The sequence below is a fragment of the Polynucleobacter sp. UK-FUSCHL-C3 genome (assembly GCF_040409815.1).
Classification (GTDB): Bacteria; Pseudomonadota; Gammaproteobacteria; order Burkholderiales; family Burkholderiaceae; genus Polynucleobacter.
Window position 1 is genome coordinate 1,725,720 of record NZ_CP099959.1, and the last position, 26,695, is coordinate 1,752,414.

Here is a 26,695-nt window from a genome sequence, read left to right on the forward strand (position 1 = left end):
GGGTCCATTCCAAGAAAAAATTCCACACGCATGCAAATCGGTCATCACAAATTAGCCAATGCGCTTTTTGTCGCACCAATGGCTGGGGTTACAGACCGACCATTTCGGCAGCTTTGCAAGAAATTAGGGGCTGGGTATGCTGTCTCAGAGATGATTGCCTCCAATGCCATCCTCTGGAATAGTGAAAAAACCCAACGGCGTGCTAACCATACAGGTGAGTTCAAACCTATTGCGGTTCAGATTGCTGGGGCCGATCCCGACATGATGGCTGCTGCCGCCAAACTCAATGTTGATCGAGGCGCTCAAATCATTGATATCAATATGGGCTGCCCAGCTAAAAAGGTTTGTAATGTTGCTGCCGGCTCAGCCTTACTCAAGGACCAACCCCTGGTTCAACAGATTGTTGAGGCAGTAGTTAATGCCGTTGGCGTTGGCCCCGATGCAGTTCCTGTCACTCTCAAAATACGTACAGGTTGGGATCGAGAACATAAAAATGCTCTCTCAATTGCGAAAATTGCCCAAGAGGCCGGTATCAGCATGCTCACGATTCATGGGCGAACACGTGCTGATTTGTACCATGGTGAAGCGGAGTACGACACCATAGCGGCTGTAAAGGAATCAGTCCGCATACCTGTCGTTGCTAATGGTGATATCAACACCCCCGAAAAGGCAAAATGGGTTCTTACGTATACCGGTGTTGATGCCCTGATGATTGGTCGCGCTGCTCAAGGAAGACCATGGATTTTTCGGGAAGTGGATCATTACTTGCTCACCGGAAACAAATTACCCAATCCTCAAATTGCAGAGATCCAAGCCATCATGAACGAACATTTGCTCGATCATTACGCATTTTATGGAGAATATACGGGCTTACGAACAGCGCGTAAGCATATTGGCTGGTATTGCAAGGGTTTACGTAACTCACATTCCTTCCGGCATCTCATGAATACAGCAGATGACTGCAAAACCCAATTGCAAATGGTCAATGACTATTTTGATGAAATGAAGCTCCACTCCGATCAACTCCTTTTTTTAGAAGCAGCTTAAGTTTTATAGCTATGCCAAACAATAAACATCCCGTCACCGAATGTATTGAGCTTAATCTTCAGCGCTACCTTGATGATCTCAAGGGTACCCCCCCAAGCGATATCTATCAAATGGTTTTGAGTGTAGTAGAAAAACCCATGCTGGAGCTCGTGATGGCTCATGCCAAACAAAATCAATCCCTCGCTGCTGCTTACTTAGGAATTAATCGAAATACCTTGCACAAAAAACTTCTTGAACATCGACTGATCTAAATTATGATTCGGACCGCCCTACTTTCTGTTTCTGATAAGAATGGCATTGTGGAATTTGCCCAAGCCCTTCATCAACTCGGTGTGAAATTAATCTCTACGGGCGGTACGGCAAAATTACTTGCTGATAAAGGTCTTCCTGTCACCGAGGTCTCTGCGTTGACTGGCTTTCCTGAGATGCTTGATGGTCGTGTTAAGACCCTTCACCCGAAGGTACACGGGGGACTATTGGCACGTCGCGACTCTAAAGAACATATGGCAGCAATACAGGAGCATGGCATCGATACTATTGATCTCTTGGTAATCAATCTGTACCCGTTTACTGAAACGATTTCTAAGTCTGAGTGTAGTTTTGATGAGGCGGTTGAGAATATTGATATTGGTGGCCCAGCTATGCTGCGTGCTGCTGCTAAAAATCATCAAGACGTCACAGTCCTCGTATCACCGGACGACTACTCTTCCGTTCTAGAAGAAATGCGTCGCAATCAAAACGCTGTGTCATACACCACCAATCTTGCTTTAGCCAAAAAGGTATTTGCCCATACCGCTCAATATGATGGTGCGATTGCTAATTACCTATCTTCCCTCAATGAACAGCACAAGCATGCCAAGCGCAGTCCTTATCCACAAACACTTCACCTAGCATTTGAACGAGTCCAAGAAATGCGCTATGGCGAGAATCCGCATCAATCAGCCGCTTTCTATCGGGATATCGAAGCACCGGCGGGTAGTCTTGCTCATTACAAGCAGTTACAAGGCAAAGAGCTGTCATTTAATAACATTGCTGATGCAGATGCTGCCTGGGAGTGCGTAAAGAGTATTAGTGATAGCAAAGCTGCTTGCGTCATTATTAAACACGCCAACCCCTGTGGTGTTGCTATTGCTAGTACGGCTCTTGAGTCTTATCAAAAGGCTCTTCAGACCGATCCGACCTCTGCATTTGGGGGCATTATTGCCCTTAATCGTGAATGTGACGAGGCCTGTGCGCAAGCGATTGCCAAGCAATTTGTTGAGGTCTTAATTGCGCCCCACTTTAGCGAGTCTGCAAAAGCTATTTTTGCAAGTAAACAGAATGTTCGTCTACTTGAAATCCCACTGGGTGAAGGCGTGTCAAGCCTTGCACAATATGATCTGAAGCGCGTTGGCGGTGGTCTTTTGGTGCAATCAAGTGACTCTAAAAATGTTCTTCCCAGTGAGTTAAAAGTTGTTACAAAACGTCAACCTACCCCCACAGAGCTTACAGATCTGATGTTTGCATGGCGTGTGGCTAAATTTGTTAAATCGAATGCGATTGTCTACTGCGCCAATGGCATGACCTTAGGAGTTGGTGCTGGCCAAATGAGTCGTATTGATTCTGCGCGGATTGCCAGCATTAAGGCTGAGCATGCTGGTCTTAGCCTGAAAGGCTCTGCTGTTGCGAGTGATGCCTTCTTTCCATTTCGGGATGGTCTGGATGTAGTGGTTGCAGCAGGCGCAAAAAGTGTGATCCAGCCCGGGGGCAGTATGCGCGATGAGGAAGTGATTGCTGCTGCAAACGAACATGGTATTGCTATGGTCTTCACTAACACTCGCCATTTCAGGCATTGATGCCGTCCATGCGCTGGCTAGGTATCGATCCAGGTTTGCGCACCACTGGCTTTGGTGTAATTGAACTTGAAGGTCAGCACTTACGCTATATAAGCTCCGGAATTATTCAAAGTGGTGAGGTAGAGCAAGGTTTGCCAAAACGCCTTGGTATTTTATACAGCGGTGTTCAAGAGGTCTTGCTGACCTATCAACCCGATGCAGCTGCGATTGAAGAAATCTTCCTTAATGTCAACCCGCGCTCGACCTTGATGCTAGGACAAGCTCGGGGTGCCGTGATTGCAGCCTTGGTCTCAACGGGTTTACCCGTTTCAGAATACAGTGCACGAGGTGTTAAGCAAGCCATTGTAGGTACTGGTCGAGCAAGCAAACTTCAAATGCAAGAAATGGTCAAACGTCTACTCAAACTCAAAAAGAGTCCCTCTCCAGATGCGGCGGATGCCCTAGGGGTTGCCATTTGTGCGGCCCATCATCACCAAGTACATAACAGTCATGCGAAGCGTTAAGATAGAGGCATGATTGGACGTATTCAAGGCACCTTAATTAGCATCAACGCCCCCAAATTACTCATTGATTGCAATGGGCTTGGTTACGAGGTCGATGTGCCAATGAGCACACTGTATCAACTCCCCCCGATTGGACAAAAGCTCACATTGCTGATTCATTTTCATGTACGCGAGGATCTACAACAATTATTTGGCTTTGCAACGGATGCCGAACGTGATGCCTTTCGATCTCTAATTAAAATTAGTGGTGTAGGTGCGCGAACTGCTTTAGCAGTCTTATCTGGGATGAGCGTTAACGAACTGGTCCAAGCGATTACCATTCAGGAGCCTGGGGCGCTTACTCGGGTCCCTGGGATTGGCAAGAAAACGGCTGAGCGCCTCCTGCTTGAGCTAAAGGGAAAGCTCGCCCCCGACTTAGGTCATGGCCAAAACAAATCTAGCAAACCAGATGTCGCCTCTGAAATTACTCAAGCATTACTGGCGCTTGGATATTCTGATAAAGAAGCTCATCTTGCAGTTCGTCAAATTCCGGCTGATGTGAATGTGTCCGAAGGTATTAAGCTAGCACTTAAATCACTTTCTAAGGGCTGATCACATATGGCAATTCATACAGATGATCTTGATATCGATGACGGCAATGATCGTATTGTTAGTCCAGGTGCTGGTAATGCAGAAGCGGTCATTGAACGTGCCCTGAGACCTAAGCAGCTCGATGAGTACGTAGGCCAAAGCAAAGCCCGCGCCCAGCTCGAGATTTTTATTAATGCCACCCGAAATCGTAAAGAGGCGCTAGACCACGTTCTGCTTTTTGGTCCGCCAGGTCTTGGTAAAACGACCTTGGCTCATATTATTGCTAAAGAACTTGGTGTCAATCTTCGCCAAACGAGCGGCCCGGTCTTAGATCGACCTGGTGATCTTGCCGCCCTCTTAACTAACCTCGAAGAGAATGATGTCCTCTTCATTGATGAGATTCATCGTTTATCACCCGTGGTTGAAGAAATTTTATATCCCGCTCTCGAAGATTACTCCCTCGATATCATGATTGGTGAGGGTCCTGCTGCACGTAGTGTGAAATTAGATCTCAAACCATTTACCCTAATTGGCGCCACAACACGGGCTGGCATGCTCACCAATCCTCTGCGTGATCGTTTTGGTATTGTCGCCCGCCTTGAGTTTTACTCCACCCCAGAACTAACGCAAATTATTGAGCGATCTGCCAAGTTACTCAATGCGCAAATTGATCCTCAGGGCTCTGTCGAGATTGCGAAGCGTGCTCGCGGAACCCCTAGAATCGCTAATCGTCTCTTACGTCGGGTCAGAGATTATGCAGAGGTCAAAGGTAGTGGCATGATCACTAAAGAAATGGCAGATGCTGCGCTGGCTATGCTTGATGTTGATCCGATGGGCTTTGACATCATGGACCGTAAATTACTAGAGGCGATCCTTCATAAGTTCAATGGCGGTCCTGTTGGTATTGATAATTTAGCCGCTGCTATTGGTGAAGAACGCGATACGATTGAAGATGTGCTTGAGCCCTTCTTGATCCAACAGGGCTATTTACAACGGACCTCACGCGGTCGAATTGCAACCCGCCAAAGCTATGAACACTTTGGCCTAAAACCACCTAGTAACTCCGCTAATCTAGATTTGCTGGATTAATACTGTTTTAATTACTGTGCCGTTTAGTCAGTCAGGGTTACTTTTGCAAAGCGGCGCTTACCGACTTGCACTACATAAGTACCAGCATTGAGCTTTAGGGTCTTGTCAGTAATTACTGTGCCATCAACTCGCACTCCACTTTGATCGATATTGCGATTTGCCTCCGAGCTTGAGGGAACTAAATTAGCAGCCTTTAATAAAGCAGCAATGCCAAGTGGGGCGCCACTTAGTTGAAGCTCAGGAATATCGTCGGGGATGCCGCCCTTGGCTCGATGATTAAAGTCTTCTAGGGCTTTCTCTGCTGCGCCATCTGTATGAAAGCGTGCCACAATCTCTTGCCCCAAAAGGACCTTGCAGTCTCTAGGATTGCGGCCTGCCGCCACTTCTTGCTTCATTAGATCAATTTCTGCTAGTGGCCTAAACGAGAGCAAGGTGAAATAATTCCACATCAAATCATCGGAGATGCTCATGAGTTTTCCAAACATCTCATTGGCGGGCTCATTTATACCAATGTAGTTGCCCTTGGACTTACTCATCTTCTCGACACCATCCAAACCTACCAAGAGTGGCATTGTCAAAATACATTGAGGCTCTTGGCCATATTCTTTCTGTAACTCACGACCAACTAGTAAGTTAAATTTTTGATCGGTTCCACCAAGCTCTAAATCACTATGTAAGGCAACCGAGTCATAGCCCTGCATGAGTGGGTATAAGAACTCATGGACAGAGATAGGGATGCCACCGCGATAGCGTTTAGTAAAGTCATCGCGCTCTAACATACGGGCAACCGTATATTTTGCTGCTAGCTGAATCATGCCTCTTGCACCTAGCGGATCGCACCACTCACTGTTGTACCGAATCTCGGTCTTACTAGGATCTAAAATAGCGCTAGCTTGCTGATAATAGGTTTTAGCGTTTACAGCAATCTCTTCGGCAGTGAGGGGGGGTCTAGTATTATTTCGGCCAGAGGGGTCACCGATCATGCTGGTAAAGTCGCCGATTAAGAAGATCACAGTGTGACCAAGATCTTGAAGCTGGCGCAGCTTATTTAATACAACTGTATGTCCCAAATGAATATCTGGCGCTGTAGGATCTAGTCCCAGCTTGATACGCAGGGGCTTGCTGGTGGCTTCACTACGGGCTAATTTTTGCAACCAATCCGTTTCGACCAATAGCTCCTCACAGCCACGTTTAGTCACTTCCATGGCATGCAAAACAGATGGGGTTATCGGATAAGTTTTAGACGTCATACTATGTTCTGGATTCGGTTAAATTAAGGGTCTAAATATTGTTAAAGTGTCATTGTCGCATTGTCGAGAACCTGAGCACCCACCCTTGAATTCTGCTAATTCATCCCTGTCAAGTAATCTGTATATCGGACTAATGTCTGGTACCAGCTTAGATGGTATCGATGCGGTCTTGGCTGAAATAAATACCTCAGGTAAAACAAAGCTTTTACAAGCAATTAGCCTCCCATTTGATTTAGCTCTAAAACAAGAATTTTTTGCCCTTCAGCAGGAAACCTCTAATGAGCTCCATCGTGAGCATTTGGCTGCAAATAGCTTGGCAGCTGCTTATGCACAAGCCTGTGCAAAACTCTTACGAATTCAGGGTATTGAGGCTAACCATATTTGTGCTATTGGCGCTCACGGACAAACCCTCAGACACCAACCGCATAGCGAGGTCTTACAGAGCTATACCCACCAAAGCCTTAACCCCGCCCTTCTCGCAGAACTAACTGGTATTGATGTAATTGCTAATTTTCGTTTACGGGATATGGCAGCAGGGGGTCAAGGCGCTCCCTTAGTTCCGGTATTTCATCAAGAACAATTTTTTTCACCCAAGGAAAATCGTGCGGTTCTTAATTTGGGTGGAATAGCCAACCTTACACTCTTATCTAAGGATGGCGGGGTTAGTGGCTTTGATTGCGGCCCGGGGAATATTCTTCTAGATGCCTGGATTCGGAGAGAGCGAGGCAAGGATTTTGATCAGGATGGTCAATGGGCAAGCTCTGGCCGTCCTGACGACGCGCTTTTGCTCAGAATGATGAGCGATGCCTTTTTCTCAAAACTTCCCCCAAAAAGCACCGGACGGGATCACTTCAATCTAAATTGGATTCTAAGTCACCTACAGCATGCCTCTTATTCATCAGAAGATATTCAGGCTACCTTATTGCAATTAACGATTCAGAGCACTCTAAATAGTTTGCAAGCTCATGCCAAAGATACTCAACGCCTAATTGTGTGTGGCGGTGGCAGTAAAAATATTACCCTAATCGAACTTCTCAAAATTTATGCCCATCAACAACTTCCTGGGCTACTGATTGAGTCTTCTGCGCAGCATGGTGTTGACCCTCAACTAGTAGAGGGTTTGGCTTTTGCCTGGCTAGCCTGGGCGCACCAAAGAAAACGGCCAGCAAATATGCCAGCCGTTACGGGTGCAAAAGGTTTACGCGTGCTTGGTGCGTATTACCCAGCTACTTAAGCAGAGAAAGAAGATCCGCAACCGCAGGTTGTGGTTGCGTTGGGATTCTTAATCACAAATTGTGAGCCATTGATATCTTCTTTGTAATCAATCTCAGCACCTACTAAATACTGAAAGCTCATGGAGTCCACTAACAAAGTAACACCATTCTTTTCAAAAGTAGTGTCATCTTCATTGACCGCTTCATCAAAAGTAAAGCCATACTGAAATCCAGAACAGCCTCCGCCTTGCACAAAGACTCGCAACTTCAGATCTGTATTACCCTCTTCGGCAATCAAATCAGCAACTTTGGCTGCCGCACTATCGGTAAAGATTAAAGGGGTTGGTGGCTCAGCAAGAGCTGTACTTTCATCGACTGCTGCATTGGTTTGGCTCATTTGCTACTCCTGTCAAAATTTCTAATGTAGATCCATTTTAGGCTTTAATTCCCCTGTTTGCACAGGGTGCATAGAAGCATCTAGGGCAAGAGGGCAATCTGCTCCAAACCCATGTTCTCAGGAAAACCAAACATCAGATTCATGCACTGGACCCCCTGCCCTGAAGCCCCTTTTACGAGATTGTCCTCTACCACTAGGATTACTAGGGTATCTCCGCCTCCTGGGCGATGAATCGCTATTTTCATACCATTACTTCCCCGCACGGAGCGAGTTTCTGGATGGCTACCAGGGGGTAAAACATCTATAAATGGCTCATTGGCATAGAACTGCTCATAAAGGGCCTGGAAATCTATTGAACGCCCCTCCGGCAGAATCCGTGCATACAGGGTCGAGTGGATCCCCCGAATCATTGGTGTTAAGTGGGGCACGAAGGTCAATGCAAGGTCGTCATGACCGGCGATCGCCTTTAGGCCTTGCATAATTTCTGGTAAATGACGGTGCCCTTTAACGCCATAGGCCTTGAAGTTATCACTAGCCTCTGAAAGTAATGTGGGGATCTCCGCCTTACGTCCTGCGCCAGATGTTCCTGATTTACAGTCTGCGATCAAATTTTGAGATTCAACCAATGGATGATTCAAACTATTTTTGGATGAGAGCAGTGGTGCAAAACCTAATTGCACAGAAGTTGGATAACAACCTGCTAAACCCACCAGACGTGCCTTTTTAATGGCTTCCCGATTTACTTCTGGTAAACCATACACCGCTTCTTTCAAGATCTCGGGGCAGGCATGTGGCATACCGTACCATTTCTCAAAGACAGCGGTATCTTGCAAACGAAAATCTGCAGCCAAATCCAGTATCTTTACATTTGCAGCTAGTAATTCTTTAGCTTGCGCCATTGCCACGCCATGCGGTGTAGCAAAAAAGACCGCATCACATTCGTGTAGATTGGCTTTATCCGGCGTTGTAAATTGCAAATGAACCCGACCACGTAATGAAGAAAACATCTCGGCGACCGGCGTGCCCGCTTCTGTGCGCGAGGTAATGGAATGCAATTGCACCCTAGGGTGCTGAGCCAAAAGACGGAGTAGCTCAACACCGGTATAGCCCGTACCTCCAACAATGCCGACCTTAATCATGCTCTTCTCCATTTATTAACGGCGATATAGATTGATTGTATAAAAAATAAGGGCCGCGTAAGCGGCCCCAGGATGCAATTTGGTTTGCTTAACGCTTACTAAATTGTTTACGACGGCGAGCACCGTGTAAGCCAACTTTCTTACGTTCAACTTCACGGGCATCACGAGTTACCAAGCCAGCCTTTGAAAGGGTTGGCTTTAAGGCTGCATCATAGTCAATCAATGCTCGTGTTACGCCATGACGAACTGCACCTGCTTGACCAGTTTCACCGCCACCACTAACGTTAACTTGAATATCAAAGGTAGTGAGATTACTTGTCAAAGCGAGTGGCTGACGTGCGATCATGCGGGAGGTCTCACGGGCAAAGTAAGCATCAATTGGCTTACCATTGACAGTAATTTCACCTTTACCGGATTTAATAAAGACGCGTGCAACTGAACTCTTGCGACGGCCTGTTCCATAGTTCCAATTTCCGTACATATCGCTTCCTTAGATCTCTAAAGGTTTTGGCTGTTGAGCCGTATGTGGATGATCTGCATCGCCATAAACCTTCAGCTTTTTGATCATGGCATAGCCCAGTGGGCCTTTTGGCAACATCCCCTTCACTGCTTTCTCTAAAGCACGTGTTGGAAAACGGGCTTGCATCTTGTCAAAATTTGTTGAGCTGATGCCGCCTGGATAACCACTATGACGGTAATAAATCTTATTCAATCCCTTAGTGCCCGTTACGCGGAGCTTGGATGAATTGATGACGACAATGAAATCGCCAGTATCAACGTGTGGGGTAAATTCGGGTTTGTGCTTGCCGCGTAGACGGAGTGCCACTTCACTGGCGACACGACCGAGGACTTTGTCCGTAGCGTCAATCACGAACCACTCGCGCTTTACCTCATGCGGTTTTGCGGAAAAGGTCTTCATGATTACTTTCAAATTGTTATAGTCACACACACTCCAAATCGTTATCGCACTTTGGCTCCGCTTATGTTTGCAGGCTCGCAGATCAGATATCGCATTTGGTAAAACAATTACCGTTGACTAATCGATAATTCAGTAAAGCCTTGAATTGTAACCTAAAAAAAACCCGGGAATCAATCCCGGGTTGAAATCCACCTATGTTTGGGTGGAGGAGACATCAGTAGAATGCAAGCTTGTAAAACGGCCTTTTAAGCCTCAAATCAAACAAACTTGGTATCAATGTGGTTATTTTAAACATCTTGATTGTGCATTGCAAGAAAAAATTTGGGTTTACCCTAGATGTTATATAAGACCTAAAGGCTATACAAAATCATAACTTATTGATTTATATATTAATATTATTTTTTAAGGAATAATAATGGAATGTAAAATTAATTGGCTGGCCTCCTCGGGAATGGCCTTTATGGCAGAGACCGGTACCGGGCATATTCTGAATATGGATGGGGCCCCAGAGGCTGGAGGCCGCAATCTAGCACCGCGCCCAATGGAATTAATGCTGGCGGGGGCTGGGGGCTGTACAGCCTTCGATGTGGTTTTAATCCTACAGCGCTCCCGCCAGAATATCAGCGCCTGTGAGGTGTCCTTGCAAGCCGAGCGAGCAGAAACCGACCCCAAGGTATTCACCAAAATTAATCTACATTTCACGGTTAAGGGAAAAGATTTGGACCCCAGCAAAGTTGAGCGTGCCATTAATCTATCGCATGACAAATACTGCTCTGCCACAGCCATGTTAGGGAAGACTGCTGAGATCACTCATAGCTTTGAAATAGTGCAGAGTTAACCGATAAGCCGGATTCTGTCGCCCTGATTTGCATCAAGGGGCAATCATTCCTCTAGGCCTTTAGTTACCTAAAAGCTCAAGCTCCCTACCCGCAGACTCGACGGGCCGCGTCAACATCTGCTTACTTGGGATTGCTCCGGGTGGAGGTTACCGCGTTTCACCGTAACTAAATACGCTCGTCTCTGTGGCCCTATTCCGCACGTCACCGTGGATGGCTGTTAGCCAACACCCTGCCCTATGGAGTCCGGACTTTCCTCTCCTTTCTTACGAAAGCAGCGATTGCCTAGTTAACTCTGCGCTAACAGTCTAAACGAGTATGATATTTGAGTTAAAAATTACTTTGCTAGAGACCATGCAATGGTCTCGCCAGCGCGCAATGGGACCAGTACGGTATCGCCTAGAGTGAACTCAAAAGGCACCTCTTCAGCCTGCTGAACTAAGGTGATTTGATCCTGATTACGAGGTAAAGAATAAAAATCGGGGCCAAAGAAACTGGCAAAGCCCTCAAGTCGGTCAAGTTGACCAACGCTATCAAACGCTTCGGCATACAAACCCATTGCATTGTGTGCTGTATAGCAACCAGCACAACCACAGCTACTTTCTTTTTCACCTTTTGGATGTGGGGCACTATCGGTCCCCAAGAAAAATCGTGGGTTGCCACTGGTTGCTACTTCCATTAGAGCAAGCCGATGTTCTTCACGCTTTAAGATTGGCAAACAATAATGATGTGGTCGAATACCGCCAGTGAACAAACTATTACGGTTCATTAAAAGATGATGAGCGGTGATCGTTGCGCCCAAGGTATTTTTACCTTTGGTATCAGCGTCACGTACATAGTGAGCTGCTTGTTTAGTCGTGATGTGCTCAAAAATGATACGAAGCTCTGGAAAATCTTTTCGTACTGGCTCCAGTATTCGGTCAATAAATACGACCTCTCGATCAAAGATATCAATAGCAGATTCAGTAACTTCACCATGAATTAATAAAGGCACCGAATGCTTTTGCATGGCTTCTAAAGCAGGGTAAGCGTGTTTAATGTTAGTAACACCTGCATCACTGTTGGTGGTTGCGCCTGCTGGATATAACTTAAATCCAATAATCTGGTGTTCACTGGCTTTGCGTACCTCATCTGCACTGGTGTTATCTGTCAAATACAGTGTCATCAATGGATTGAAGTTCGATACTCCTAACTGCTGTAACGCAGTATCTATGCGTGAACGATAGGCCTTCGCTAAATCAACCGTAGTCACGGGCGGCTTTAAGTTTGGCATGATAACTGCGCGCGCAAATTGTTTGGTCGTATGTGCCAATACATCTTTCAGCACCGCACCATCGCGCACATGCAAGTGCCAGTCATCGGGACGAATAATTATCAGTTTCTTACTCATCTCAATCGATCAAAATGATTCGGAAATCATTCACATTGGTTAAGGTTGGGCCAGTATGAACCAAGGCGTCTAGCTTAGCAAAGAAACCGTAACAATCATGCTCTTGTTGAAATTGGCTAGCACGTAATTGAATCGTTTTGGCAGTCTCACGAATATCGGGTGTAAACCATGCTCCAGCATTCTTTTCGCTACCGTCGATACCATCGGTATCGGCTGCAAGGGCGCTCAGGGTTTTTAGATCGGAGCTTGCAGTAAATAAGGAGAGCAAAAACTCGCTGCAACGGCCACCCCTGCCTTTTGTGCCAGACGGTAGCGTTACGGTACATTCACCCCCAGAAATTAAAGCAAGCGGTGGCTTTGACCACTCTCCATATTGCACTAGCTCGCGGGCAATCGCTGCATGCACCAAGCCCACATCGCGAGCCTCACCAGTAATGGTATCCCCCAAAATAATGGGCTTGTAACCAGATTGTTTGCAAAAGTCTGCGGCAGCCTCCAAACTCCGATGTGCTGTAGCAATCACATGATTACGTACTGGCGACTGGTGCTTATCGATATCGGTTTGCTTGAGGGTCTCCGGGATTTCTCCACGTTTGCCCTTTTGCAAATGATCGATGACCGATGAAGGTATCTTGCTCTCATTTAATCCATACTTTGCTAATATTTGTAAGGCATCTATATAGCTTGAGTAATCAGGTGCACAGGGGCCACTAGCAATATCAGCCGGATCATCACCCGTGACATCTGAAATTAAGAAGGCCTCAACCCGGGCACCACGTGCCAAAGCAGCCCGAGCTAAATTACCCCCCAAGATAGCGGATAGATGTTTGCGGACCACATTCATTTCTTCAATTGGTGCACCGCTATGAAGAAGGGCTTCAGTGGTTTTCCGCATATCTGCAATCGTGATGCCAGTCTGTGGCAATGTTAAAAGGCTTGATCCGCCTCCAGACACAAGGGTAATAAGAATGTCGCCGGGGTTGAGTTGATTAACTAATTTCAATATCTCAGCTGCGCCATCCATGCCCGCCTGATCTGGAACTGGATGCCCAGCCTCAACAATCTTGATATGACTTGTCGGTGATCCGTGCCCATATCGGGTGAGGACCACACCATCAAGGGCAATCGCTGGCCAATATTGCTTGGCATAGGTCTCAAGCGCGGTAGCCATCGAGGCACTGGCCTTGCCTGCGCCCACCACCAAGCAGCGTCCTTTTGGCTCATTCCCGTGTGAAAAGACTTTAGCCAAATACTCAGGCACTATCTTTTTAGGGTCAGCTACGGCCAATGCTGCCGCAAATGCCCCTTCTAGTAGCGTGCGCGGATTTGAAGGGGAGGAAGCTGGTGACATGCCCTAATTTTAAGCTGAATTAACACCTGAATCATCGGGGGCACTTAGACTGCTCTCCTGCATCTGCCACATTGAGGTGTAACGACCATTGGCCTGTAGCAGGTGCTGATGGGTACCACGCTCAATGATTTTGCCTTGATTCATTACCAAAATCTGATCCGCATGCACCACCGTGGAAAGTCGGTGAGCAATAATTAAGGTCGTGCGATTACGTGCCAGATTAAAGAGCTCCTCCTGAAATGCCCGCTCTGTTTTAGAGTCCAGGGCTGAGGTCGCTTCATCAAAGATTAGTAAAGCAGGTTTTTTAAGGAGTGTTCTAGCAATTGCAACCCGCTGCTTCTCCCCGCCTGATAGCTTTAATCCCCGTTCGCCCACTTGCGTTTCATACCCTTCTGGCAAATGCTCAATAAATTGGCTCATCTGTGCGGCACGAGCGGCTTCTTGAATTGCTTCTAGGCTAGCGCCTGGGCTGCCATAAGCAATGTTGTATGCAATAGTGTCATTAAATAAAACGGTATCTTGTGGAACGATGCCGATTGCTTTGCGTAAGCTCGCCTGCTGAACATCCTGAATATTTTGACCATCGACCAGGATCATTCCAGATTGAACATCATAAAAACGGAATAGCAAACGGGCTAAGGTGCTCTTGCCAGCACCACTTTGACCGACTACTGCTGTAATCGTTCCCGCCGGAATCGTAAAACTTACATCCTTTAATATCTCACGCTTAGCGTTATAAGAAAAGTACACGTTCTCAAAACGCACTTCAGGTCCCCGAGCAAAATCGTAGATCACCAGTGCAGGTGCATTCTCCCGATCTTTGATTTCTTGATCTGCGCTGAGTAATGCAAACATGCGATCCATATCGGTAATCGATTGCTTCATCTCACGATAAATAACCCCTAAAAAGTTAAGTGGGATATAGAGCTGAATCATGAGGGTATTCACAAGCACCAAATCGCCTAAGGTCATTGAGCCATCCACAACACCTTGGGTAGCTCTCCATAAGATTAAAACTAAACCAACCGCAATAATGGCCTGCTGTCCTAAATTAAGGATTGCTAATGACTTTTGCGACAAAATAGCAGCCGATTGATAATGCTTAAGGTTTTCATCGTAACGCTTTGATTCAAAGTCTTCGTTTCCAAAATACTTCACGGTTTCAAAGTTCAACAAAGAATCAATCGCTCGTTGATTGGCGCGAGAGTCCATTTCATTCATGGTACGGCGGTAGTGTGTTCGCCACTCGGTCACCTTGATGGTGAATACGATATAGATCACAAGTGCTACGAAAGTGATAATCGCAAACCAAATATCGTAGTAATAAGCGAAGTAAGCCAGTACCAGGACAAACTCAATGATTGTTGGCAAAATGCTATAGAGCGAAAACGACACCAAGGTTTGGATTCCGCGCGTACCACGCTCGATATCTCGACTGACCCCCCCAGTCTGACGACCCAAATGAAACTGAAGTGTTAAGGCATGGAGATGTTCAAAAACCTGTAAAGCAATTTTACGCACTGCATCTTGGGTAACCTTAGCAAATAAGAGTTCACGTAATTCTGAGAATAAAGAAGCAGATAGTCGCAACGCTCCATAAGCAACAATCAAACCTGCTGGGACAATTAAATAGATTTGCAATGAACCGGGTTTGAGATTCATTGCATCAATTAAATCTTTTAGAATAATTGGGACGCCAAGATTGGCAAACTTGGCGGCAATTAAACATGCAATTGCCAGGGCGACTCGTGTTCGGTGCTCCAGTAGATAGGGCAATAGATCTTTAATCACCCGCCAATCAGAACGTGATGCGCCGCCACTTCCAGGTAGCGGACTAGAGCTGCCTTGTCGATGCCCCATCATGATTGAATGCCGTCCTCGCTTCGACCCATAAAATCATTCGGCTGGGTGAAAAACTTTAGGATTGCGTCTCGATTGCTCTGTGAAAAACATTTCTGGGCTGCCTCTTCAAAGGGGAGCCAAAGATAATTGAGATGTTCCCTGGGGGCCAAGTGAACTGGTGTCCCCACAGGAACTTCTAATGCGAACCAATGCTCGGTATTGCGCTCTATATCCGGAGGATAACGGTGGCGCCATGTTGGATAAATCTCATACTCTACATAGTGATGTAAATTTTTGAGAGAACCTCTTGCTAGTGCATAAACCTCTATGCCAGTCTCTTCAGCAACCTCACGAACCGCTGCGCTGTCCAAAGTCTCTTCTGGGGTATCTAAGCTACCCGTTACTGATTGCCAAAAATCTGGGCGATCTGCACGCTCAATTAATAAGACCTCACGATTCGGATTATGAATAAGTACTAAAACTGAAATCGGTATTTTCAAATTAACTGTCCGGATTGGTATTGCGCAAACGAATATGCAATTCACGCAACTGTCTTTCATCAACAGGGCTTGGTGCTTGCGTTAAGAGGCACTGGGCGCGTTGTGTTTTAGGGAAAGCAATCACGTCGCGGATCGATTCAGCTCCGGTCATCATGGTCACAATTCGGTCTAAACCAAACGCAATACCGCCATGAGGAGGTGCGCCGTACTGAAGGGCATCGAGCAAGAATCCAAATTTAGCTGCCGCTTCCTCAGGACCAATTTTTAGAGCCCTAAATACTTGGCTTTGAACAGTTTCTTGATGGATACGTACGGAACCACCCCCAATTTCACTACCGTTTAAGACCATATCGTAAGCTTTTGCTAAACATTTACGGGGATCAGTTTCCAGAAACTTCAGGTGCTCATCTTTCGGACTTGTAAAGGGATGGTGGCAGGCAACCCAACGAGCATCATCTTCGTCATAATCAAACATCGGGAAATCAACTACCCACAAAGGCTTCCAACCCTCGACCATCAATCCATGCTTCTTGCCCCAATCAGAATGGCCAATCCGTAAGCGCAAATTACCGATTGCATCATTCACTACTTTTGTTTTATCAGCACCAAAGAAAATGAGATCGCCATCCTTGGCACTAGTTCTTTTTAAGATTCCTTCAATTGCAGCATCATGCAAATTCTTAACAATTGGGGATTGAAGACCATTACGACCCTCAGCAACAGAATTAACTTTAATCCACGCTAAACCCTTGGCACCATAAATAGACACAAATTGTGTGTAGTCATCAATTTCGCTACGACTTATTTCAGCGCCGCCAGGAACGCAGAGAGCGACTACGCGACCACCTTCTTGATTGGCTGGGCCTGAGAATACCTTGAAGTCAACATCGCGCATCAAGTCAGTAAGTTCTGTAAATTCTATTGCTACACGTAAATCAGGCTTATCTGATCCAAAGCGTGCCATCGCCTCAGAATACGGCATCATCAAGAAGGGATTGGGTAAGTCAACGTTCATAACTGTCTTAAAAATGTGACGCATCATGGTCTCAAATAAGTCGCGGATTTCGATCTCATCCAAGAATGCAGTCTCACAATCGATCTGCGTAAACTCTGGTTGCCGATCGGCGCGTAAGTCTTCATCACGAAAGCACTTTGTGATCTGATAGTAGCGATCAAAACCTGCAACCATCAAGAGCTGCTTAAAGAGCTGCGGCGACTGTGGCAATGCAAAGAACTGGCCATCATGCACACGGGATGGCACTAAATAATCACGGGCGCCCTCAGGTGTACTCTTGGTTAGCATCGGCGTTTCAATATCGATAAATCCTGCTGCATCCAAATAGCGCCGGGTTTCCATCGCAACTTGGTAGCGTAAACGCAAATTCTTCTGCATTTGTGGGCGACGTAAATCTAAGACCCGATGAGTTAGGCGAGTAGTCTCTGAGAGATTGTCATCATCCAACTGGAATGGCGGGGTGACAGAGGCGTTAAGAACCTGAAGTTCGTGACATAGTATTTCTACTTTTCCACTAATTAAATCTGAGTTCTCAGTGCCGGCTGGTCGAGCCCTGACCAAGCCTTTTATCTGAATACAAAATTCATTGCGCACTTCTTCCGCCTGCTTAAACATATCTGGGCGATCTGGATCACAAACTACTTGAACAAAGCCTTGGTGATCGCGCAGATCAATAAAAATTACACCGCCATGATCACGACGACGGTTAACCCAACCCGCCAAGGTAATTTCTTGTCCAATTAACGAATCAGTTACCTGCCCACAGGTATGGCTGCGCATCGACATAAGTATTCCTAATTAAGATGATTTACTTGATTTTTGATAGGGCTTGCGGATACCCGTGGAGGCACAGAACCCATCGAGACAATATGTTTCAGAGCTTCTTCGACACTCATATCGAGCTCGATAACAGCAGAACGCGGGACGATCATAAAAAACCCCGACGTTGGATTTGGTGTGGTTGGTAAAAATACATTGACATACTCACCCCCCAATTTCTGCCCAATTTCCTCTCCCGTATTCCCTGTCTGAAATGCGATTACCCAAGATTCAGCATGGGGATAACGAATCAACAGAGCCTTACGAAAGGCTTGACCGTTTCCAGAAAAAATAGTGGAAGAGACCTGCTTCACACTTGAATAAATTGATCTCACAATTGGAATGCGGGTAACAAAACGGTCCCATACCTTCAACCACCACTGCCCAGCAAAACTAATCGCCAATAATCCTGTAAAACTGATGACTACCAAAACAATCAGAATGCCAAGGCCAGGTATTTCACGAAAATGCTTTAGATTCCCCGAAAATTGACCTGGCAGGACAGTAATGAGGGCGCTCATAACCGAACCATAAATTTGGTCGATCAAGCCTAGCCCCCAAGTAATCACCCAAACAGTGATTGCTATTGGAATCCAAACTAGAATGCCTGCGATAAAGTATTTTTTCATGATTTCCTGCCTAACCCACTATTTTAGCGACTTAGCTCAAAATCAGTCGAAATTTACTTAAATTGAATGGATGCGAGCCAAAACAAATAAAGCCCCGAGCAAGAACCCCCCCAGAAATAGCAGCGAGCCCCATAGTTGACGCCGTTTACGGCGCTCTTCAAAAAGAAGTTGCTTGAGAAGGTCGAGCTCCGGCCGAGAGTCCTTACGACTAGATCGCTCTAAACTTTCCGCTAGCAAACGCGGGAGCGTGGGCAAAATTTTTGCCCAATTGGGTGCCTCTGTCTTTAATCCATCCACCAAACCCCGCCAGCCAAGTTGTTGACTAACCCAGCGCTCCAAAATTGGCTTTGCTGTCTTCCATAGGTCCAAATCTGGGTCAAGCTGACGACCAAGGCCCTCAACATTTAATAGCGTTTTTTGTAAGAGCGTAAGTTGTGGTTGAATTTCCACCTTAAAGCGTCTTGAGGTCTGAAATAAACGCATCAAGACAATACCTAAAGAAATATCTTTAAGCGGACGATCGAAATATGGTTCGCATACGGTTCGAACCGCGCCCTCCAACTCTTCTAAGCGCGTATTTTCTGGAACCCAGCCTGATTCAATGTGGAGCTCAGCAACTCGTCGATAGTCACGATTAAAGAATGCTAAGAAATTTTGCGCTAGATAATTTTTATCAAACTCACTGAGATTGCCAACAATTCCAAAATCGAGCGAGATGTAGCGACCAAAGGTTTTGGGATCTAAGCTCACCAGAATATTGCCTGGATGCATATCGGCATGGAAGAACCCATACTCAAATACTTGAGTAAAGAATATTTCCACACCATCGACTGCTAACTTCTTGAAATCAACGCCTGCTGCTCGTAATTCTTTGGTCTTGCCAATCGAAATCCCGTACATGCGTTCCATCACAATCACATTGGTATAGCATAAATCCCAAATCATTTCTGGGATCATGAGCTTGTCAGAATCTGCAAAGTTACGGCGTAGTTGACTAGCATTTGCCGCCTCACGCATCAGATCTAACTCATCGTGCAAGTAGGAATCAAATTCTGCGACCACTTCACGTGGCTTCAGCCGTCTACCATCCTCTGAAATCTTTTCAACAATGCATGCTAAGTCGTGCATCAGTGCTAGGTCACTTTCAATCACCGGCAAAATGCCAGGGCGTAATACTTTGATGGCCACTTCCTGATTAGCCCATTCAGGATGAGAATCTGTTTCTCGCAATACCCCAAAGTGAACCTGCGCAACCGATGCGCTTGCTACCGGGGTCGCATCAAATAAAGAAAATGTATGCTCAATAGGCTGGCCAAGAGCAGCTTCAATAATTGCTTTTGATTGCTCGTTAGAAAATGGTGGGACTTGATCTTGTAATTTGGCTAATTCATTAGAAACATCATCTGGCAATAGGTCTCGACGCGTAGAGAGAACCTGACCAAACTTTACAAAAATAGGGCCCAAGGCCTCTAGGGCTAAACGAATGCGCTCACCCCGGGCTAATTGACTTGGGGATGTGCTTGATAAAAGCCCGAGCAATGTCTTGCGTACTCCAGGCTTTAGGTTGTCACAAATTAAACCAAATAAGTTAAAGCGCCAAGCAGTGTAGAAAATAATACTGAGGCGGGCTATACGGCTCACAATGAATCCTGACTTTTTTGTAAATAGCCAATGCGTTTTTCCAAACGCTCAACCGCATCTCGCAGATCTTGCAACGCTATTTTATGTGAGAGAAATTCACGTTGATGTACTAAAACTTTTTTTTCCTCGCTCAAGTACTCAATCACATTTTGCTGCAAATCTAAAATAGCTTTCTGAGTCAGTTCATGAAAGCGCTTGGCCTGAGAAACAATAAAGTGGGCGGGCGCATCCCCAATGACTTGAGCCAAATCCTCTTCGTACTCCCAACGAAGCTGGCCTGCCAATTTGGCAATCAATTGAGCCAGTTCAGCATCCCCTGCAATTTTGACCGCTTTAACTACCCGTTCTTGAAAGCTGCCACTCGCCTCACTAATCCGCGTTAAAGATTCATTTGAAATCTCGAGCGTGAGATGAGCGCCCTCAATTTCCGTACCCAACAAATCAATATGGCCACTTGCATTAATTTGTATCCAGGTTTCGCTAACTGGAAACACCAAACGAATAATTTTCCCATCATGCTTCTTTAAATCCCGTAATGCCCATTCTTCACGCTGTAAGACGTGATTAATGCCGCGCACTAACAGCGCCTTCGGCAAATCAAAGTTCGGGTTCATAGTGTAAAAAACCCGCACAAGGCGGGTTTTCCGTTGGGGAAAAGTAAAAGCTTAAACCAATTGCTGGATCCCAGCCAAAACCCAACCTCCAGGCCCGTTAACAGGCTTAGACAAGTTCCAAATTTCGGTAAATGGCTCAGCCGGGGCATCAGCCTGCTCCCGAATCATTCCAGAGAACTGGACGCTACACAAATAGGTGTTGGCATCTGTTTCGACCCCGAGCAATTCTGCGTTGAGGGTCACTACATCGGTTTGATTAGCACCTTCGGCACGACCCTGAAGATCGCGTTGTAAGCTGGCAAACATCTCAGGAGTTGTGAACTCGCGCAAGGCCTCTAAATCTCCAGAGTCCCATGCTTTTTGGAGGCGCGTAAAGTAATGTTTTGCATTGGCCAAGAATGCAATTTGATCAAAGCCTTCGGGTAGCTGATATGCAGGACGCTCTTCAATTACAGGGCTTTGTGCACCAAACTGATTGCTTGCTTGCGGATTAAAGCTGGGTTCCTGGTAGGCTGTACGTTGCATGCCGGCAGGAACAGCAACCGGCTCAGGAGTGCTCTTTGCACTAGCTGGCATAAAACGTCTGAGGATAAAGAGCAGTGCAATACCAACTGCCACAGCTAATAAGAGGCCCATTAAGAAGGAAGAAGCTGCCTCACCCAAACCTAAGTGGGACAATAAGTATGCAATTCCAAGACCAGCGGCTAAGCCGCCAAGCATGCCACCGATACCAGAGCGTTTGGCTGCTGCCGCAGGGGCTGCAGCTTGCGGTGCAGCAGCAGGTTGTTGTGCTTGTACTGGTTTTTGCTGGGCAGTAGGTTGTGCTTGCTTTTGCATGGGCGCATTCGAACTACGGCCCGCATTAGTACCATTACCCAAACGTTTAGCGTCTACGGTACTTACATGCATCAGTGACATAAATGTCAGGGCAATCGTAAATACACCGGCTTTCAAAAAGATGTTTTTCATATGCTACGGCCTCCTAGTGAATCACAATATATAACTAATTTACTAATAATGCTCAATATTTAACCCCAATGTGTAAAGCGACGATACCCCCAGTCATCCTATGGGTATCTACCTGATCAAAACCGACCCCCAACATCATTGTTTTGAGTGCGTCTGCATCTGGGTGCATCCGGATTGATTCTGCAAGGTACTGATAGCTTGCAGCGTCTTTAGCCACCTTATCGCCAAGCCATGGCAGCACCTTAAATGAGTAAATATCGTAAATGGGGGCGATCATGGCATCTGGTTTTGAGAACTCCAACACAAGAACCTTACCGCCTGCTTTAATCACCCGAGCCATCTCGCCCAATGCAGCCTCTTTGTGGGTCATATTCCGGAGACCAAAAGCAACGCTCACCACATCAAAATAATTATTTGGGAATGGTATTTTTTCGGCATCAAATTGAATAGCTGGAAGGGCCAAGCCCCGGTCCAATAAACGATCACGTCCCACCCCCAACATCGAGGCATTGATATCACTTAGCCAAACCTCGGCATCTGGGTGCTCGCCCCACTGCGTGGCCTTGGCAAAGGCGGCGGCAAGATCGCCAGTACCACCGGCAATATCCAACACCTTTTGCCCGGGGCGAACATTAGCTTGCGCAATAGTAAATTTTTTCCATAAGCGATGCATGCCGAGCGACATCAAATCGTTCATGACGTCGTATTTCATGGCGACAGAATGGAAAACCTCAGCAACCTTCTCGGCTTTTTCTTTTTCGTCTACGCTTTGATAGCCAAAGTGAGTTTGGGACATAGGTGCTTGATGTGCTATTCGTTAATGGCCGCAGCCCTTTGCTGGACTCACCATGGGAACATCCCGATTAGCCCCAGCACTTTCGAGGCGTTGCAAATAGTCGTTCCAGAGCTCATCTTGATGCTCACACAAATCATGCAAATACTCCCAAGAGTACAAACCGGAATCATGCCCATCCGAAAAGGTAGGCTTGAGCGCGTAATGACCAACGGGCTCTAGGTTAACAATGGCCACCTCTCGCTTACCTGTTTGCAGCACCTCCTGTCCAGGACCGTGACCCCTCACCTCTGCCGATGGGGAGTAAACCCGCAAAAACTCAAACGGTAAGCGATAGTTCTTGCCATTCTCATAAGCAAGCTCCAAGACCTTTGAGGTCTCATGAACGATTACATTTGTTGGAATCATTTAAACCAATACCCTTTCAATGCCGCCTTGATTTGCTTTGGCAACATACTCTTGCATCCAATTGTCCCCCAAAATATGCTTTGCCATCTCAACCACAATATAGTCTGCGCTGGTTTTACTATCAGCATCAAAACGGCTTAAGCCTTGCAAACAAGATGGGCAGCTGGTTAAAACCTTTACATCACCCGCAAAATCTTGACGTAGGGCAGTTGCACCTTTCTCCATCTCGATTTGCTTCCGAAAGCGCACTTGGGTAGATATATCTGGGCGCGTGACCGCCAAGGTTCCTGATTCACCACAACAACGATCGTTCTTAGTAATTACAGCGCCATCTTGAGTCTGAATTAACTCATTCACAGTCTTTAAGGGATCTTGCAACTTCATCGGGGTATGGCAAGGATCGTGGTACATATAGCGAACGCCGTTCACGCCCTCTAATTTGATGCCCTTTTCTAACAGGTACTCATGAATATCAATAATCCGGCAACCAGGGAAGATCTTTTCAAATTGATAGCCGGCCAACTGGTCATAACACGTACCGCAGGAGACCACGACCGTCTTGATATCGAGATAGTTCAAGGTATTAGCCACACGATGGAATAAAACACGGTTATCGGTGATCATTTTTTCTGCTTTATCAAAGTCACCATTCCCTTTTTGGGGATAACCGCAACACAAGTAACCGGGGGGCAAAATGGTTTGTACACCAGCATGCCAAAGCATGGCTTGGGTTGCTAAGCCGACCTGAGAAAATAAACGCTCAGAGCCGCAGCCTGGGAAATAAAAAACTGCCTCCGTATCAGCGCTGGTTTTCTGGGGATCACGAATAATCGGTACGAAATCCGCATTCTCAATATCCAGTAATGCCCTTGCCGTTTTCTTTGGTAAATTACCGGGCATCTTCTTATTAATAAAGTAAATAACTTGTTCTTGGATGGGCGGCTTACCCACAGTGACGGGGGGTCGCTTTGTTTGTTGTTTAGCTAACTTCTTGAGTAATTGATGGGCAAAGCGCTGAATGCCATAACCCCACTCAATCATTACTTTCCGGGTTAAACGAATGGTCTCGGGATTGCTTGCATTCAAGAAAAACATGGAGGCTGCCGTTCCAGGATTAAAACGACGCTGCCCCATCTTGCGCAACAGGTTGCGCATGTTCATGGTGACATCACCAAAATCAATTTTCACTGGGCAGGGGGTATAGCACTTATGGCAAACGGTGCAGTGCGCTGCTACGTCATCAAACATTTCCCAATGGCGTACCGAGATGCCACGGCGAGTTTGTTCCTCATATAAAAACGCTTCTATTAATAAAGAGGTTGCCAAAATCTTATCGCGAGGACTATAGAGTAAGTTAGCTCGCGGTACGTGGGTTGCACAAACAGGCTTACATTTACCACAGCGTAGACAATCCTTCACGCTATCGGCAATCGCACCAATATCGCTTTGCTGCATGATTAATGACTCATGCCCCATTAAGCCAAAACTTGGTGTGTAGGCCATTTGTAAATTAGCATTGGGCATTAACTTACCTTTATTGAAATGCCCATTAGGATCAACTCGCTGCTTATATGAACGAAAGTCTTTTAGCTCCTCATCGCTCAAGTACTCTAATTTAGTAATTCCGATTCCATGCTCGCCTGAGATCACCCCATCAAGCGATCGCGCCAAGGCCATAATGCGATCAACCGAGCGATGGGCATCTTGAAGCATTTCATAATCATCAGAGTTCACCGGAATATTGGTATGCACATTGCCATCACCTGCGTGCATATGCAAAGCAATAAATACACGCTTACGTAATATCTTTTGATGAATTGCAATGATTTCTTTAAGGACTAATTCAAACGTTGCACCGCCAAAGATTATTTGTAGGGGTGCTAATAATTGAATTTTCCAAGAAGCGCGTAAGCCTCCGTCCTGAATCTTCGGAAAGTAAGCGTTGATATTTCCTAACCAGTCTGACCATTGATCCCGAACACTCTGGATTAAAGCTTGCGCCTGCTGCACGCGATCGCCAACCATTTCTGCTTGTGAGATGTTTTCAATTTCCTCATTAGCTCGAATGGGTAATAGCGGTTGCTTGATATAGCTCTCTAATGCATCGAGTAGTTGCAACTTATTTTTAAGCGATAGCTCAATATTGATTTGCTCAATTCCATCGGTGTACTCTCCCATACGCTCAAGCGGGATTACAACATCTTCATTAATCTTAAATGCATTGGTGTGCTTAGCAATTGCGGCTGTGCGGGCACGATCTAGCCAAAACTTTTTGCGAGCTTCCGCACTGACAGCAACAAAGCCTTCACCGACACGGCGATTAGCCATTCGAACAACTTCACTCGTTGCAGCCGCCACTTCTTCTTCACTCTCGCCAGCAATATCCCCGATCAATACCATTTTAGGTAAACCATTGCGCTTGGACTTTGTTGAATAGCCCACTGCTTTTAGATAACGATCGTCTAGATGCTCAAGACCCGCCAAGATTGGGCCGCCCTTTTTGCTCAAATCGTCTAAATATGCCTTGATCTCCACAATACTTGGAATCGCTTCGCGCGCTTGTCCAAAAAACTCCAAACAGACAGTGCGCATATGTTTGGGCATACGATGCAATATCCACGTGGCGCTTGTAATGAGTCCGTCGCAACCTTCTTTTTGTATTCCGGGTAAGCCTGACAAAAACTTATCAGTAACGTCTTTACCCAGCCCTGATTTCCTAAACTTGGCACCATCAATCTCAAGCAGTTCAGAGCGAATTACTTTTTTGCCGGGTTCATCATGGCCATCTGACCAGATCAATTGAAAACGTGTCTTAGGAACCTCATGTATTTTTCCTAAATTGTGATCTAAGCGCTCAACATCCAACCAATTACCCTGCGGGTCGACCATCCGCCAACTTGCTAGATTATCTAGTGCAGTACCCCATAGAACTGCTTTTTTACCACCCGCATTCATCGCAATATTTCCACCAATGCAACTCGCATCTGCAGAGGTGGGGTCCACAGCAAAAACTAGACCCGCGAGCTCTGCCGCATCCGCTACACGGCGCGTAACCACGCCTGCGCCAGAATAAATAACAGGTACTAAATTGTTTAAGCCCGGTAGTGCTTTCTTTTCAACCACACCTAAATCAATTAATTTCTCAGTATTAATAACAGCAGACATTGCTACCATGGGAATAGCGCCGCCGGTATACCCGGTACCACCACCCCTTGGCACAATCGTTAGGCCAAGCTCAATACATGCTTTCACTAAGCTCGGAATTTCTGCTTCAGTGTCTGGCTTTAAAACGACGAAGGGATATTCAACGCGCCAATCGGTAGCATCGGTCACATGTGCGACGCGTGACATGCCATCAAAAGAAACATTGTCAGGATGTGTGCATTTACCAAATATACGCTTCGCTTGCTTGCGTAACTGCTCTACCGTCTGAAACTCCTGCTCAAATGATTGCACTGCTTTTCTGGCACTAGTAATTAGTAAAGTCACTTGCTTTGCAGAGTCATCCGACACCCGCTTTTCAACTTCACCCAAGCGGTGCCATAACGCATCAATTAACGCCCGTCGACGTCCTGGGTTGTCGAGCAAATCATCCTGCAAGTATGGGTTACGTTGCACTACCCAAATATCTCCCAATACCTCAAATAGCATCCTAGCCGAGCGGCCTGTTCGCCTCACTCCACGCAATGTCTCGAGAGTTTGCCAAGCCTCTTTGCCCAAAAGGCGAATTACAATCTCCTTATCTGAAAACGAGGTGTAGTTATACGGAATCTCGCGCAAACGGGGAGTTTCCGTATCGGTCTCAGACAACCTGTCTAAGGGGATGGGAGCGTTCATAGGAGCTTAGCAATTAAAAGCCTATTTTAGTAGACCTTCTCAATTTGCGTGAGTTTGGTCTAATACACAATCCTGAATCAATTGAAGG

At 46.2% G+C, this 26,695-nt stretch carries 25 protein-coding genes and 1 other RNA gene; 8 read left to right on the plus strand and 18 right to left on the minus strand.

Features of this window, described 5'->3' with window-relative positions; genetic code table 11:
• The first annotated feature begins 30 nt into the window (after positions 1-30).
• From dusB to ruvB, 6 genes are read left to right on the plus strand one after another with little or no spacing between them, the layout of a single operon-like run.
• Positions 31-1,047, plus strand: coding sequence for a tRNA dihydrouridine synthase DusB (gene dusB / locus NKE59_RS08735; RefSeq protein WP_353438598.1), 1,017 nt, complete (start codon positions 31-33; stop codon positions 1,045-1,047).
• Between the two features lie 11 nt (positions 1,048-1,058).
• Positions 1,059-1,298: a helix-turn-helix domain-containing protein gene (locus NKE59_RS08740; RefSeq protein ID WP_353438599.1), complete on the plus strand. Its 240-nt coding sequence runs from the start codon at positions 1,059-1,061 to the stop codon at positions 1,296-1,298.
• Positions 1,299-1,301: 3 nt separating this feature from the next.
• The gene (gene purH, locus NKE59_RS08745; protein WP_353438600.1) at positions 1,302-2,882 is read left to right on the plus strand and encodes a bifunctional phosphoribosylaminoimidazolecarboxamide formyltransferase/IMP cyclohydrolase; all 1,581 of its coding nucleotides are present in this window, start codon (positions 1,302-1,304) and stop codon (positions 2,880-2,882) included.
• Positions 2,883-2,890: 8 nt separating this feature from the next.
• On the plus strand, positions 2,891-3,385 hold the full coding sequence (ruvC, locus tag NKE59_RS08750; protein WP_353438603.1) for a crossover junction endodeoxyribonuclease RuvC: 495 nt from the start codon (positions 2,891-2,893) through the stop codon (positions 3,383-3,385).
• Between the two features lie 9 nt (positions 3,386-3,394).
• Positions 3,395-3,976: a Holliday junction branch migration protein RuvA gene (gene ruvA / locus NKE59_RS08755; protein ID WP_353438604.1), complete on the plus strand. Its 582-nt coding sequence runs from the start codon at positions 3,395-3,397 to the stop codon at positions 3,974-3,976.
• 6 nt (positions 3,977-3,982) lie between these two features.
• On the plus strand, positions 3,983-5,044 hold the full coding sequence (ruvB, locus tag NKE59_RS08760) for a Holliday junction branch migration DNA helicase RuvB (RefSeq protein WP_353438605.1): 1,062 nt from the start codon (positions 3,983-3,985) through the stop codon (positions 5,042-5,044).
• 23 nt (positions 5,045-5,067) lie between these two features.
• Here the strand turns inward: ruvB and tyrS are convergent, their stop codons facing one another.
• Positions 5,068-6,294 (minus strand): tyrosine--tRNA ligase, encoded by a 1,227-nt coding sequence (gene tyrS, locus NKE59_RS08765; protein WP_353438606.1) that lies wholly within the window; start codon positions 6,292-6,294, stop codon positions 5,068-5,070.
• Positions 6,295-6,340: 46 nt separating this feature from the next.
• Here tyrS and NKE59_RS08770 point away from each other — a divergent pair, with 46 nt between their 5' ends.
• Positions 6,341-7,528, plus strand: coding sequence for an anhydro-N-acetylmuramic acid kinase (locus tag NKE59_RS08770; protein ID WP_353438607.1), 1,188 nt, complete (start codon positions 6,341-6,343; stop codon positions 7,526-7,528).
• On the opposite strand, the gene erpA is transcribed toward NKE59_RS08770, so the two are convergent.
• From erpA to rplM, 4 genes are all read right to left on the minus strand, one after another.
• A complete protein-coding gene (erpA, locus tag NKE59_RS08775; protein ID WP_353438608.1) occupies positions 7,525-7,905 on the minus strand; it encodes an iron-sulfur cluster insertion protein ErpA in 381 nt (126 codons plus the stop codon). The genes NKE59_RS08770 and erpA overlap by 4 nt on opposite strands.
• An 80-nt stretch (positions 7,906-7,985) precedes the next feature.
• On the minus strand, positions 7,986-9,044 hold the full coding sequence (gene argC / locus NKE59_RS08780; RefSeq protein ID WP_353438610.1) for an N-acetyl-gamma-glutamyl-phosphate reductase: 1,059 nt from the start codon (positions 9,042-9,044) through the stop codon (positions 7,986-7,988).
• Positions 9,045-9,132: 88 nt separating this feature from the next.
• Positions 9,133-9,525: a 30S ribosomal protein S9 gene (gene rpsI / locus NKE59_RS08785; protein WP_108509102.1), complete on the minus strand. Its 393-nt coding sequence runs from the start codon at positions 9,523-9,525 to the stop codon at positions 9,133-9,135.
• A gap of 9 nt (positions 9,526-9,534) precedes the next feature.
• Positions 9,535-9,963 carry a 50S ribosomal protein L13 gene (rplM, locus tag NKE59_RS08790; RefSeq protein ID WP_353438612.1) on the minus strand — a complete coding sequence of 143 codons (429 nt, stop codon included), beginning with the start codon at positions 9,961-9,963 and terminating at the stop codon, positions 9,535-9,537.
• A gap of 415 nt (positions 9,964-10,378) precedes the next feature.
• Here rplM and NKE59_RS08795 point away from each other — a divergent pair, with 415 nt between their 5' ends.
• On the plus strand, positions 10,379-10,801 hold the full coding sequence (locus NKE59_RS08795) for an OsmC family protein (protein ID WP_353438613.1): 423 nt from the start codon (positions 10,379-10,381) through the stop codon (positions 10,799-10,801).
• Here NKE59_RS08795 and rnpB read toward each other — a convergent pair.
• From rnpB to NKE59_RS08860, 13 genes are all read right to left on the minus strand, one after another.
• An RNA gene (rnpB, locus tag NKE59_RS08800) (RNase P RNA component class A) lies at positions 10,790-11,096 on the minus strand. The genes NKE59_RS08795 and rnpB overlap by 12 nt on opposite strands.
• 40 nt (positions 11,097-11,136) lie before the next feature.
• Positions 11,137-12,189, minus strand: a complete 1,053-nt coding sequence (pyrC, locus tag NKE59_RS08805; protein ID WP_353438614.1) for a dihydroorotase — start codon at positions 12,187-12,189, stop codon at positions 11,137-11,139.
• Position 12,190: 1 nt separating this feature from the next.
• Positions 12,191-13,540, minus strand: a complete 1,350-nt coding sequence (locus NKE59_RS08810) for a glycerate kinase (protein WP_353438616.1) — start codon at positions 13,538-13,540, stop codon at positions 12,191-12,193.
• Between the two features lie 9 nt (positions 13,541-13,549).
• Positions 13,550-15,400, minus strand: coding sequence for an ABC transporter ATP-binding protein/permease (locus NKE59_RS08815; protein ID WP_353439946.1), 1,851 nt, complete (start codon positions 15,398-15,400; stop codon positions 13,550-13,552).
• Positions 15,400-15,882: a dihydroneopterin triphosphate diphosphatase gene (nudB, locus tag NKE59_RS08820; protein ID WP_353438617.1), complete on the minus strand. Its 483-nt coding sequence runs from the start codon at positions 15,880-15,882 to the stop codon at positions 15,400-15,402. The genes NKE59_RS08815 and nudB overlap by 1 nt, the downstream gene beginning before the upstream one ends.
• Before the next feature lies 1 nt (position 15,883).
• A complete protein-coding gene (aspS, locus tag NKE59_RS08825; protein WP_353438618.1) occupies positions 15,884-17,683 on the minus strand; it encodes an aspartate--tRNA ligase in 1,800 nt (599 codons plus the stop codon).
• A gap of 8 nt (positions 17,684-17,691) precedes the next feature.
• On the minus strand, positions 17,692-18,345 hold the full coding sequence (locus NKE59_RS08830; RefSeq protein ID WP_353438619.1) for a DUF502 domain-containing protein: 654 nt from the start codon (positions 18,343-18,345) through the stop codon (positions 17,692-17,694).
• Positions 18,346-18,402: 57 nt separating this feature from the next.
• Complete coding sequence (ubiB, locus tag NKE59_RS08835) at positions 18,403-19,986, minus strand: ubiquinone biosynthesis regulatory protein kinase UbiB (protein WP_353438620.1); 1,584 nt, start codon at positions 19,984-19,986, stop codon at positions 18,403-18,405.
• Complete coding sequence (locus NKE59_RS08840; RefSeq protein WP_353438621.1) at positions 19,983-20,600, minus strand: hypothetical protein; 618 nt, start codon at positions 20,598-20,600, stop codon at positions 19,983-19,985. Before NKE59_RS08840 ends, ubiB begins: the two co-directional genes overlap by 4 nt.
• Positions 20,601-20,651: 51 nt before the next feature.
• On the minus strand, positions 20,652-21,569 hold the full coding sequence (locus NKE59_RS08845; RefSeq protein WP_353438622.1) for a Tim44-like domain-containing protein: 918 nt from the start codon (positions 21,567-21,569) through the stop codon (positions 20,652-20,654).
• Between the two features lie 52 nt (positions 21,570-21,621).
• Positions 21,622-22,365 carry a bifunctional demethylmenaquinone methyltransferase/2-methoxy-6-polyprenyl-1,4-benzoquinol methylase UbiE gene (gene ubiE, locus NKE59_RS08850; protein ID WP_353438623.1) on the minus strand — a complete coding sequence of 248 codons (744 nt, stop codon included), beginning with the start codon at positions 22,363-22,365 and terminating at the stop codon, positions 21,622-21,624.
• 21 nt (positions 22,366-22,386) lie between these two features.
• Complete coding sequence (locus NKE59_RS08855; protein ID WP_353438624.1) at positions 22,387-22,770, minus strand: DUF971 domain-containing protein; 384 nt, start codon at positions 22,768-22,770, stop codon at positions 22,387-22,389.
• A complete protein-coding gene (locus tag NKE59_RS08860) occupies positions 22,771-26,607 on the minus strand; it encodes an FAD/FMN-binding oxidoreductase (protein WP_353438625.1) in 3,837 nt (1,278 codons plus the stop codon).
• Between the last annotated feature and the right edge of the window lie 88 nt (positions 26,608-26,695).

Coding starts and splice junctions, on each gene's coding strand:
- NKE59_RS08830 (WP_353438619.1), bottom strand. CDS start 18,345: ATGAAAAAATACTTTATCGCAGGCATTCTAGTTTGGATTCCAATAGCA.
- erpA (WP_353438608.1), bottom strand. CDS start 7,905: ATGAGCCAAACCAATGCAGCAGTCGATGAAAGTACAGCTCTTGCTGAG.
- tyrS (WP_353438606.1), bottom strand. CDS start 6,294: ATGACGTCTAAAACTTATCCGATAACCCCATCTGTTTTGCATGCCATG.
- NKE59_RS08855 (WP_353438624.1), bottom strand. CDS start 22,770: ATGATTCCAACAAATGTAATCGTTCATGAGACCTCAAAGGTCTTGGAG.
- NKE59_RS08740 (WP_353438599.1), top strand. CDS start 1,059: ATGCCAAACAATAAACATCCCGTCACCGAATGTATTGAGCTTAATCTT.
- NKE59_RS08845 (WP_353438622.1), bottom strand. CDS start 21,569: ATGAAAAACATCTTTTTGAAAGCCGGTGTATTTACGATTGCCCTGACA.
- ruvB (WP_353438605.1), top strand. CDS start 3,983: ATGGCAATTCATACAGATGATCTTGATATCGATGACGGCAATGATCGT.
- ruvC (WP_353438603.1), top strand. CDS start 2,891: ATGCGCTGGCTAGGTATCGATCCAGGTTTGCGCACCACTGGCTTTGGT.
- NKE59_RS08815 (WP_353439946.1), bottom strand. CDS start 15,400: ATGGGGCATCGACAAGGCAGCTCTAGTCCGCTACCTGGAAGTGGCGGC.
- ruvA (WP_353438604.1), top strand. CDS start 3,395: ATGATTGGACGTATTCAAGGCACCTTAATTAGCATCAACGCCCCCAAA.
- purH (WP_353438600.1), top strand. CDS start 1,302: ATGATTCGGACCGCCCTACTTTCTGTTTCTGATAAGAATGGCATTGTG.
- NKE59_RS08860 (WP_353438625.1), bottom strand. CDS start 26,607: ATGAACGCTCCCATCCCCTTAGACAGGTTGTCTGAGACCGATACGGAA.
- dusB (WP_353438598.1), top strand. CDS start 31: ATGCAAATCGGTCATCACAAATTAGCCAATGCGCTTTTTGTCGCACCA.
- NKE59_RS08840 (WP_353438621.1), bottom strand. CDS start 20,600: ATGAACCCGAACTTTGATTTGCCGAAGGCGCTGTTAGTGCGCGGCATT.
- NKE59_RS08810 (WP_353438616.1), bottom strand. CDS start 13,540: ATGTCACCAGCTTCCTCCCCTTCAAATCCGCGCACGCTACTAGAAGGG.
- pyrC (WP_353438614.1), bottom strand. CDS start 12,189: ATGAGTAAGAAACTGATAATTATTCGTCCCGATGACTGGCACTTGCAT.
- rplM (WP_353438612.1), bottom strand. CDS start 9,963: ATGAAGACCTTTTCCGCAAAACCGCATGAGGTAAAGCGCGAGTGGTTC.
- ubiE (WP_353438623.1), bottom strand. CDS start 22,365: ATGTCCCAAACTCACTTTGGCTATCAAAGCGTAGACGAAAAAGAAAAA.
- argC (WP_353438610.1), bottom strand. CDS start 9,044: ATGATTAAGGTCGGCATTGTTGGAGGTACGGGCTATACCGGTGTTGAG.
- rpsI (WP_108509102.1), bottom strand. CDS start 9,525: ATGTACGGAAATTGGAACTATGGAACAGGCCGTCGCAAGAGTTCAGTT.
- aspS (WP_353438618.1), bottom strand. CDS start 17,683: ATGTCGATGCGCAGCCATACCTGTGGGCAGGTAACTGATTCGTTAATT.
- NKE59_RS08795 (WP_353438613.1), top strand. CDS start 10,379: ATGGAATGTAAAATTAATTGGCTGGCCTCCTCGGGAATGGCCTTTATG.